The sequence below is a fragment of the Gammaproteobacteria bacterium genome, from assembly GCA_013696315.1.
Lineage (GTDB): Bacteria > Pseudomonadota > Gammaproteobacteria > JACCYU01 > JACCYU01 > JACCYU01.
Genome location: JACCYU010000028.1, coordinates 1 through 8,501 on the forward strand (window position 1 = coordinate 1; position 8,501 = coordinate 8,501).

Consider the following 8,501-nt stretch of genomic DNA (forward strand, 5'->3'; position numbering starts at 1 on the left):
GAGGTTCTCCGCGGCCTGGTGGAGGACTTAAAGACCTGTTGTCCTGGAGAGTTGCCCGCATGATGATCGCTCTGCACCAGCAAGCCCGTACCACACCGCGGATCCGCGCCGAGATCGCGGCCAGCGAGGAGCCGGTCAGCGTGCTGGCGCAGCGTTACGGCGTGACGACGGCGACCGTGCGCAAGTGGCGGCATCGCACCGTGTTTCATGACCGCTCGCACACCGCGCAGCGGTTGCAGACCACGCTGCGCCCGGCGCAGGAGGCGATTGTGGTGTACCTGCGCACCGCGCTGCTGCTGCCGCTGGATGATCTGCTGGCGGTGACCCGTGAGTTCCTGTGCCCGCAGGCATCGCGCTCCGGCGTGGATCGTTGCCTGCGCACGCCTGGCGTGAGCAACCTGCAAGCGCTGCTACCGGCCACAGCGCTTGCGCCGCACAAGACCTTCAAGACCTATGTACCGGGCTTCGTGCACATCGATGTCAAGTACCTGCCGCAGATGGCCGACGAGCACACCCGGCGCTACCTGTTCGTGGCCATCGATCGCGCCACCCGCTGGGTGTACGTCGCTTTGAAGGCGGACAAAAGCGCCCGATCGGCAACGGCGTTTCTCAACGCGCTGCACCGGGCGTGTCCGATCAAGATCACCCGCCTGCTGACCGACAACGGCAAAGAATTTACCGACCGCTTGGGCGGCCGCCGGCAGCGGGAGGCCAGCGGCGCGCATGCGTTCGATCAGCGCTGCGCCGCGCTGGGCATCGAGCATCGTCTTACCGGTATCCGCAAGCCGCAAACCAACGGCATGGTCGAACGCTTCTTTGGGACGCATCAGCGATACCTTGAAGACCCATCACTTCCAATCACGCCTGGACCTCGAACAAACGTTGCATCGCTACGGCAGCCTGTACACCCATCACTTGCCGCAAACCGCCCTCAATGCCAAGCCACCCATCCAGGCGATGAAGCAATGGCATGCCAAGCACCCTGCGCTGTTTCATCGTAAGCCTTATAATCGTCCGGGACTTGACACGTAAACAAGCCAGCGTATGGGTGCAGATGCGCCCCGCCAGACAGAGCGGCTTGTAAGCTGAAAAGGTATCATTAAGCTGGTGAGAACATTCAGCGTGAACTGAACCCACTTTGCGGAAACTACCATGGCGAGCACAGACCTGGTTCAAAAACACCGTCTTTCGGTGACGGATTACCGCCGCATGGGCGAAGCTGGCATTCTGCGTGAGGATGCTCGAGTGGAGCTGATCGAGGGGGAAATTATCGATATGTCACCGATCGGCAGCACGCACTCGGGTACGTTGAAGAGATTGATTCAGTTGTTTCATCTTGCTGTCGGTCAGTCCGCCGTGCTCTCGATCCAGGATCCTATAGTCCTCGGCACGCACTGCGAACCCCAGCCGGACCTGGCTCTATTGCGTCCCCGGGCAGATGTTTACACCAGCTCGCGTCCGCGTCCCGAGGACTGCTGCTGCTGGTCGAAGTCTGCGAATCGTCGCTCCGCTACGATCGTGAGATCAAGCTTCCGCTCTATGCCCGGCATGGCATCCCGGAGGTGTGGCTGGTGGACGTGGATCAGCAGCGGTTGAGCCTGTTTCGCACGCCTTTAGGCGATGTGTATCAGGATGTATAAGCCCAGCGCCGCTAGGCGTTATATCGCCAGAACGACTGCCGGGCGCGACTGTGGATCTTTCCCGCTTGTTCCAGCCGGCCTTTTAGCCGGCGATGATCGGATGTGTGGATTTGCCATGCGTTTCGCTCGCGGAAGCTTGGCAAAGCCCGCCGTGGGCGCTATAGTTCCGCCCATGTATTCCAATCGCGCACAATCTGCTTTTGAAATATCGCCCGTCTGCGCGAGTCCGTCTGTTCTTGTCCACCAACTGCTGCCACTGCGACTGCCGCGCTAGCGGCTACTCTGATGCCTGGCGAGGTTATACGCGACCCTTTCCGTAATAATGCGGCTGTCCATTCGATGGCAGGCGTCGATAAGTATGGCGCCGACCGCGGTTAAGTTGAAATTAATCGGCGGCGGCATGGCAGGAGCTTGAAACATGGCGGCAAAAGCTAAACTCATTATTTTCGATACGACCTTGCGCGACGGCGAGCAGAGTCCCGGCGCGTCCATGACCCGCGAGGAGAAAGTGCGCATCGCCAAGGCGCTGGAGCGCATGCGGGTGGACGTGATCGAGGCCGGTTTCCCGATTTCGAGTCCGGGTGATTTCGAGGCGGTGCAGGCGGTAGCGCGCACGGTCAAGGACAGCACCGTTTGCGGTCTGGCGCGGGCCACGGACAAGGACATCGATCGCGCCGGCGAGGCGCTCAAAGGCGCGAATTCCGGGCGTATTCACACGTTTATCGCCACCTCGCCGATACACATGCAGAACAAGCTGCGGATGACTCCCGATCAGGTGTTCGAGCAGGCGGTGGCGGCGGTGAAGCGCGCGCGGCGGTATACCGACAACGTGGAATTCTCGGCCGAGGACGCGGTGCGCTCGGAGATGGATTTTCTGGTGCGCGTGTTCGACGCGGTGATCAAGGCGGGCGCCACGACCATCAATGTGCCGGACACGGTCGGTTACAGCATCCCGGCGTTGTGGGGCGAGCGCATCCGCGAACTCATCGAAAGCGTGGACGGTGCCGACAAGGTGATTTGGTCCACGCATTGTCACAACGACCTCGGCATGGCGGTGGCCAATTCGCTGTCGGCGGTGATGAATGGCGCGCGGCAGGTCGAGTGCACCATCAACGGGCTGGGCGAGCGCGCGGGCAACGCCAGTCTCGAAGAGATCGTCATGAGCGTGCGCACGCGCCAGGACGTGTTCGACTGCGACACGACTCTGGATGCGACGCAGATCGTGCCAACCTCCAAGCTGGTGTCCGGCATCACCGGCTATCCGGTGCAGCCCAACAAGGCCATCGTCGGCGCCAACGCCTTCGCGCACGAATCCGGTATCCATCAGGATGGCGTGCTCAAGGCGCGCGAGACTTACGAAATCATGCGCGCGCAGGACGTCGGCTGGTCGGACAATCGCATCGTGCTGGGCAAGCTCTCGGGGCGCAATGCGTTCCGCCGACGGCTGGAGGAACTTGGTATTGCGCTCTCCTCGGAAGAGGAGCTCAACATTGCGTTCTCGCGATTCAAGGATCTCGCGGACAAAAAACACGAGATCTACGACGAAGACCTGCAGGCGCTGGTCACCGAGGCGCAGGTCGAAGCCGAGAGCGAGCACTACAAGCTCGCCGCTCTGCGCGTGTGTTCGGAAACGGGCGAGACGCCGGTGGCTCGCGTGACCGTCAATGTGGACGGCGAGGAACGCCGTGGCGAGGCGGCCGGCGGCGGGCCGGTGGATGCGTCGTTCAAGGCGATCGAGTCGATCGTTGCGAGCAATACTAACCTGCAGTTGTACTCGGTCAACGCCATCACCAGCGGCACCGACGCGCAGGGCGAGGTGACCGTGCGGCTGGAAAAGGCCGGGCGCATCGTCAACGGTCAGGGCGCGGACACCGACATCGTCATCGCCTCGGCCAAGGCGTATTTGAACGCGCTGAACAAGCTGGTACAAAAAGCCAGGCCGCATCCTCAGCGGGGGGACGTATGAGCATTCGCCGCGGACCGGGACGCTTATCAGGACGCCCGCCCGCGGCGCGGCCTCGCTTCATCATGGCTGGTACATCGGGCGCGGTTCAATCTGAAAAGTAACGTTAGCGGCTTCGCGTGAACGAAATAGAACGGCAGGCATATCTGCGCGCCATGGGCATCGACGTGTGGGTGCCGCGAGTGGACGGGACTCGGGACTCGGGACTCGGGACTCGGGAAACCATTGCTGCCAGTGTTACTGAAACTCTAACTGCTGCGACCGCCCAGTCTAAAGCACCGTCTGACCGCCCTGAAACGCGCCCATTCCGGGATGAGGCGCCACGCTCGTTCTCACGCCCAGCCGAAATTTTGCATTCTGAAGGTCAAAACCCTGGGTGCGATGTCCGGCTTAACCACCCTCCGAGTCCGGAGTCCCGAGTCTCGAGTCCCGCCGATACCGACGTCGCGCAACTCGACTGGAATGCGCTTGAGCAACGCGTCGCTGGCTGCACCTTGTGTGGACTGCAAGAGACTCGTACGCAGACGGTGTTCGGCGTTGGCAGTCACACGGCTGACTGGCTTTTCGTCGGCGAAGCGCCGGGCAGGGACGAAGATGCGCAAGGTGAACCCTTTGTCGGGCGCGCGGGTCAATTATTGAACAACATGCTCCGCGCCCTGGGTCTTTCCCGCGAGCAGGTATTCATCGCCAATGTTCTAAAATGCCGTCCGCCGAAGAATCGCGATCCGAAACCGATTGAGGCGGCCTGTTGCGAACCTTATCTCAAGCGCCAGATCGCGTTGCTCCGACCCAAGATTATCATCGCGCTGGGCCGTATCGCGGCACAGAACCTGCTTCGCACGGATACGCCCATTGGCAAAATGCGCGGGCACCAATACGTTTATGCCGATACGGGCATTCCCCTGCTGGTGACGTATCATCCGGCGTATCTGCTGCGCAGTCCGCTGGAAAAACGCAAGGCGTGGGAAGATTTGCTGCGGGCGAAAAAGCTGGTGCAAAGCGCTTGAGCCGCGTCTGATTTCCGGCTGACAATCACGTACTTGAATGAGCGCTGTTCCCGATCTTTGCGAATACAGTCTGCGGCCCATGCGGCGGCGCGATCTTGTGCAAATAAATGCCATAGAGTCGTGCGCATACCAATATCCCTGGTCGGCGGGCATCTTCCGGGACTGTCTGCGCGTGGGTTATTCCTGCTGGGTGTACGAAGCGGTGGGCAGCGTCCAGGCGTACGCCGTCATGTCGATCGCGGCCGCCGAATGCCACGTGATGAATCTCACCGTCAACCCCGAAGTTCACGGCCAGGGCGTGGGGCGCGAAGTCCTGCGCCGGCTGATCATTATCGCCCGTGACCAGGGCGCCGACACCGCGCTGCTGGAGGCGCGGCCTTCCAATCACGCCGCGCTCAAGCTTTATCGATCCGAGGGATTCAACGAGCTGGGCACGCGCAAGGCGTACTATCCCGCCCGTGCCGGGCGCGAGGACGCCGTTATTCTGGCGAAAGCCTTGTGACGCCGCTCGCCGGAGCTTCGTCCCGTTTACCTGTCTCAACCTCTGCCGGAATCTTAGCGCGTGCGGTCGCGCGCGCCGATTGCGTCTGGCGCGGCGACCAGATCCCGGACAATAGATCTGTAGGCGGCCTCACGCCGCACAGACTGACGCGGCCAGCGTCGTACAATGTACGCTTGGGTGCTGGTGAGCGTAACCGCCGGCGTGCAGCCCTCGCGCACCGAGCGGCCAAAGCGATTCGGCCTAAAATTTGCCTGATTTCGTTAGACCTGAGATTCGTCGGGACGGGTTCTGCAAATAATCTTTATCATCACCCCCCGCGAAGGTCTGTCTCCCCCACGGCGTTCGGCGTTATCCTGCATCGCGAAATCCTAGATCGACGAGAAGTGCCGCCGGAGCGGAAGGGAAACGTCCTTCCGAAATGCTCGCAAGCTTTTTCCAGGGATCGGCGCCCCCCTTAATGCTAAAGCCCGACGGTAACCGTCTCGGCGAGAGACCGTTCCTAAACCTATAACGCCAAGCGCATCGAGCGACGGAAATGAGAATCGAGAATTTTACGGCGGAAGTGAAAGACGACAAAAAACGCGTTGCGGCGACGGTGACCTGGGAGGACACCGACAAGTCGGCGCAAGACATTTTCTTCGAGACGACAGTAGCGTTTGCCGACGGTCTGTCCAATAATCCCCATGCATTTCTGGTGGCGTGCATCATTCCAGCCCTGCGCCATGGTGAACGAAGGATCGCCATCGACGCGGAAATCTGCCCTGAACTGCGCAACGGACTGATCACGGCCATGAGCTTGCTTCGCCACTGGTATAAACCGGAGCGCAGGCTCGTTACCATCGAGGCGCAAACAAGATACCGGATGCCGATACCGCGCACCAAAGAGCGCGCGGGCGTATTCCTCTCGGGTGGCATCGATTCCCTCGCGAGTCTCCGCGCCAACCGTCTTGATTTCCCACTGGAACATCGCGGGTCATTCAAAGACGGGTTGCTGATCCATGGGATTGAAAAAGGCAAGCAGCTGGAGTTCTTCGAGCAGGCGCGAAGCTCTTTGTCACAGATTGTCCGCGAAGACGGCCAGCTCGACCTGATTCCGGTGTATACGAACATCAGGTTGCTCGATTTTAACAGCTACTTTTGGGGCACCGAGTTTCTGGGGGCGGCCCTCGCGTCCGTTGCTCATGCATTCTCGCGACGGTTGACGACGGTTACCATACCTTCAACCTTCGACTTATCAGTCTTAACCCCGTTTGCATCACACCCGCTACTGGACCCCAACTACAGCAGCAATGACTTGCGAATTCGGCACGATGGTATTGTCCTGACAAGGCTGGCCAAGACGAAGTTAGTCGCTGACTGGGAAGTGGCTCTGCAAAATATCAGGGTGTGTAACAACCCAAAGGATATCAAGCCGGGCACGCTCAACTGTGGTCGATGCGAGAAATGCTTGCGAACGAAGCTCGCGCTGCGGGCGTGTGGAAAGCTTGAAAAAACGCGTGCTTTCCCCCCGACTGGTGCCTCGGAAGCATCGCTGCTGGCGAAACAGAATTTCGGCAATGATGTCGATTACGACGCTGCGAAGAGCTTCTATCAAGAGCTGGTAGAGCCTTTGAAACAAGCAGGTCACCGCGATGTAGCGCGTGACGTCGAGCGCTTGATTGCCCGTTCTCGCGCGGGCAGGAGACGCGCCCTCATGAAGGCAAGGGTCAAGCGAACGAAGACAACGCTGAAACAGATTGACAGCAAACTGTTCGGCGGCAACCTACTGAACTTTTGGCAAAAATCGCGCGCATGAACACAAGCAATCAATAAACCTTGATCTGCAGATCCGCCTCACCGCTTTACGAATCCGCTTAATCGGGGCTTGACGCGGGCGCTCCGTCGCCGAGGCGCGCTTGATAGCGCGCACTGTGTCAAGGCGTCCCGCGCGCTCAAGGTAAGGAATTACCTCGAAATAAATGTGGAGCACCATTTCAAGCCTTTGTCCTAAGCAGGATCTTCTTCGAACGTCTGAACAGCCGTCTCGACAACCTCAACAGTTTGCGTCCTCTGCTTATAGTCGTTTGCTTGAGCATAATCGTGACCCGCAAGGATGTGGGTTTGGGATCCTTGATATCCCAGGTGGCAAAAATATGTGGCTTGAAATACGGGCGGATGAGTTCGCTTACGGTGTACTGCTCCTGACGATAGTATTTGATCCAATAACTGATGTCTCTGTAAGGATCCAGCCAGTAGATCCCGTCCCGACTTTCCTGCGGCCTGGGCAGTTCGCCTTCTACCAGGTGCTGATATTGAAGCCAGGGGAAGTTAATGCCGCAGCGCACCGCTAAAAGGGATGAATTGTTGTGACGACCATTGACCTCCATCAGTTTATAGACGCCATTGCGCGGGTCTTGCTTGAATTCAATGTTTGCATAGCCGTAGTAGTTCATGCCCCTGAGCAGGGCGCGGCCGTGTTCGACGACCTCAGGAACATGCCGGCTTACTACAGCGCAGGGATATCCAAAGCGGGGCGGTGCGTGCCGCAACTTGGCCGAGGTAAATTCGACTAGCGGCTCGCCATCCCAGAAATAACAGTTGTAGTTGACGCCATGTGTGTCATTACCGGGTATAAGTTCCTGGATCATAATCCCAAGACCGGCCTCGGCGATCCTCCGATACTGGAAGAGTAGCGCCTCCCGGTTTTCGATCAATAGTAACTTATGGTGGAAGCTCGCATGGAAGAGGTGGCTGTGACTAGGCTTGAGCAGGACCGGATAGTCAATCTCGCTGCCGAATCGCTCCACTTCCTCGACTGACGTCGGCACCAGTGTCCTTGGATAGGGAACGCCCACACGTTCGGCCAGGACATAGGTGTGCTTCTTATCGATAAACTGCTCGGCGATCCTCTCCTCCGGGCACGCGACGATATAGTGCTGTTGCAGCAGCTCTTTGTACTTCGCGACCGCCGAAACCGAGTCATCCGCGGTTGGGATCAACAGTCCACCGCCATGGTGCGTGGCATATTCGACGACACGATCTATAAAAGCCGTTTCGGCCTCTTCCGGATGCGGCACTTTAATCCTTTCCACCACGTACTTCGAAACGTGGGCGAAGTCATGCGCATCGTCGTAGTACATTATTACCACGGGAACGCCCATCGTGCCGAGCGCGCGTACAACCGCGAGCGAGCCCGTGTTCGCGGAAATGATAATTGCGGGCTTCATATTAGTTTTTGCGCTTGGAATGTGTACATACGTTTGATTTCGATGGCCTTCGAACGGAGCTAATGTCAAATCTGGTGTACAGGCTGCATGATTCAGGCGGCTTTCCTGCTGATCGTTCTTTCGTCAATGCCGTCAATAAATTTCACCTCGGCGATGACGTCGGCGAGTTGGCGGAAACCGCGT

At 59.0% G+C, this 8,501-nt stretch carries 5 protein-coding genes and 2 pseudogenes; 6 read left to right on the forward strand and 1 reads right to left on the reverse strand.

Annotated elements, in window-relative coordinates:
* Positions 1–59: 59 nt before the first annotated feature.
* The 6 genes and pseudogenes from H0V34_01625 to H0V34_01650 all read left to right on the forward strand — a co-directional run bounded on the left by H0V34_01625 (position 60) and on the right by H0V34_01650 (position 6,907).
* Positions 60–1,032, forward strand: a pseudogene (locus H0V34_01625) (IS481 family transposase).
* A 120-nt stretch (positions 1,033–1,152) separates the two neighbouring features.
* Positions 1,153–1,726, forward strand: a pseudogene (locus H0V34_01630) (Uma2 family endonuclease).
* 332 nt (positions 1,727–2,058) lie between these two features.
* Positions 2,059–3,606, forward strand: a complete 1,548-nt coding sequence (locus tag H0V34_01635) for a 2-isopropylmalate synthase (GenBank protein ID MBA2490442.1) — start codon at positions 2,059–2,061, stop codon at positions 3,604–3,606.
* Positions 3,607–3,758: 152 nt separating this feature from the next.
* Positions 3,759–4,610, forward strand: coding sequence for a uracil-DNA glycosylase (locus tag H0V34_01640; GenBank protein MBA2490443.1), 852 nt, complete (start codon positions 3,759–3,761; stop codon positions 4,608–4,610).
* A 37-nt stretch (positions 4,611–4,647) separates the two neighbouring features.
* Positions 4,648–5,112 carry a ribosomal protein S18-alanine N-acetyltransferase gene (rimI, locus tag H0V34_01645; GenBank protein MBA2490444.1) on the forward strand — a complete coding sequence of 155 codons (465 nt, stop codon included), beginning with the start codon at positions 4,648–4,650 and terminating at the stop codon, positions 5,110–5,112.
* A gap of 535 nt (positions 5,113–5,647) precedes the next feature.
* Positions 5,648–6,907, forward strand: coding sequence for a hypothetical protein (locus H0V34_01650; protein MBA2490445.1), 1,260 nt, complete (start codon positions 5,648–5,650; stop codon positions 6,905–6,907).
* Between the two features lie 178 nt (positions 6,908–7,085).
* Here H0V34_01650 and H0V34_01655 read toward each other — a convergent pair whose 3' ends face one another.
* Positions 7,086–8,318, reverse strand: coding sequence for an ATP-grasp domain-containing protein (locus H0V34_01655; GenBank protein MBA2490446.1), 1,233 nt, complete (start codon positions 8,316–8,318; stop codon positions 7,086–7,088).
* Positions 8,319–8,501: the final 183 nt, after the last annotated feature.

What these genes read in the sequence shown, in the direction of transcription:
- H0V34_01635 (MBA2490442.1), top strand. Translation starts at nt 2,059, where the DNA reads ATGGCGGCAAAAGCTAAACTCATTATTTTCGATACGACCTTGCGCGAC.
- H0V34_01640 (MBA2490443.1), top strand. Translation starts at nt 3,759, where the DNA reads ATGGGCATCGACGTGTGGGTGCCGCGAGTGGACGGGACTCGGGACTCG.
- rimI (MBA2490444.1), top strand. Translation starts at nt 4,648, where the DNA reads ATGAGCGCTGTTCCCGATCTTTGCGAATACAGTCTGCGGCCCATGCGG.
- H0V34_01650 (MBA2490445.1), top strand. Translation starts at nt 5,648, where the DNA reads ATGAGAATCGAGAATTTTACGGCGGAAGTGAAAGACGACAAAAAACGC.
- H0V34_01655 (MBA2490446.1), bottom strand. Translation starts at nt 8,318, where the DNA reads ATGAAGCCCGCAATTATCATTTCCGCGAACACGGGCTCGCTCGCGGTT.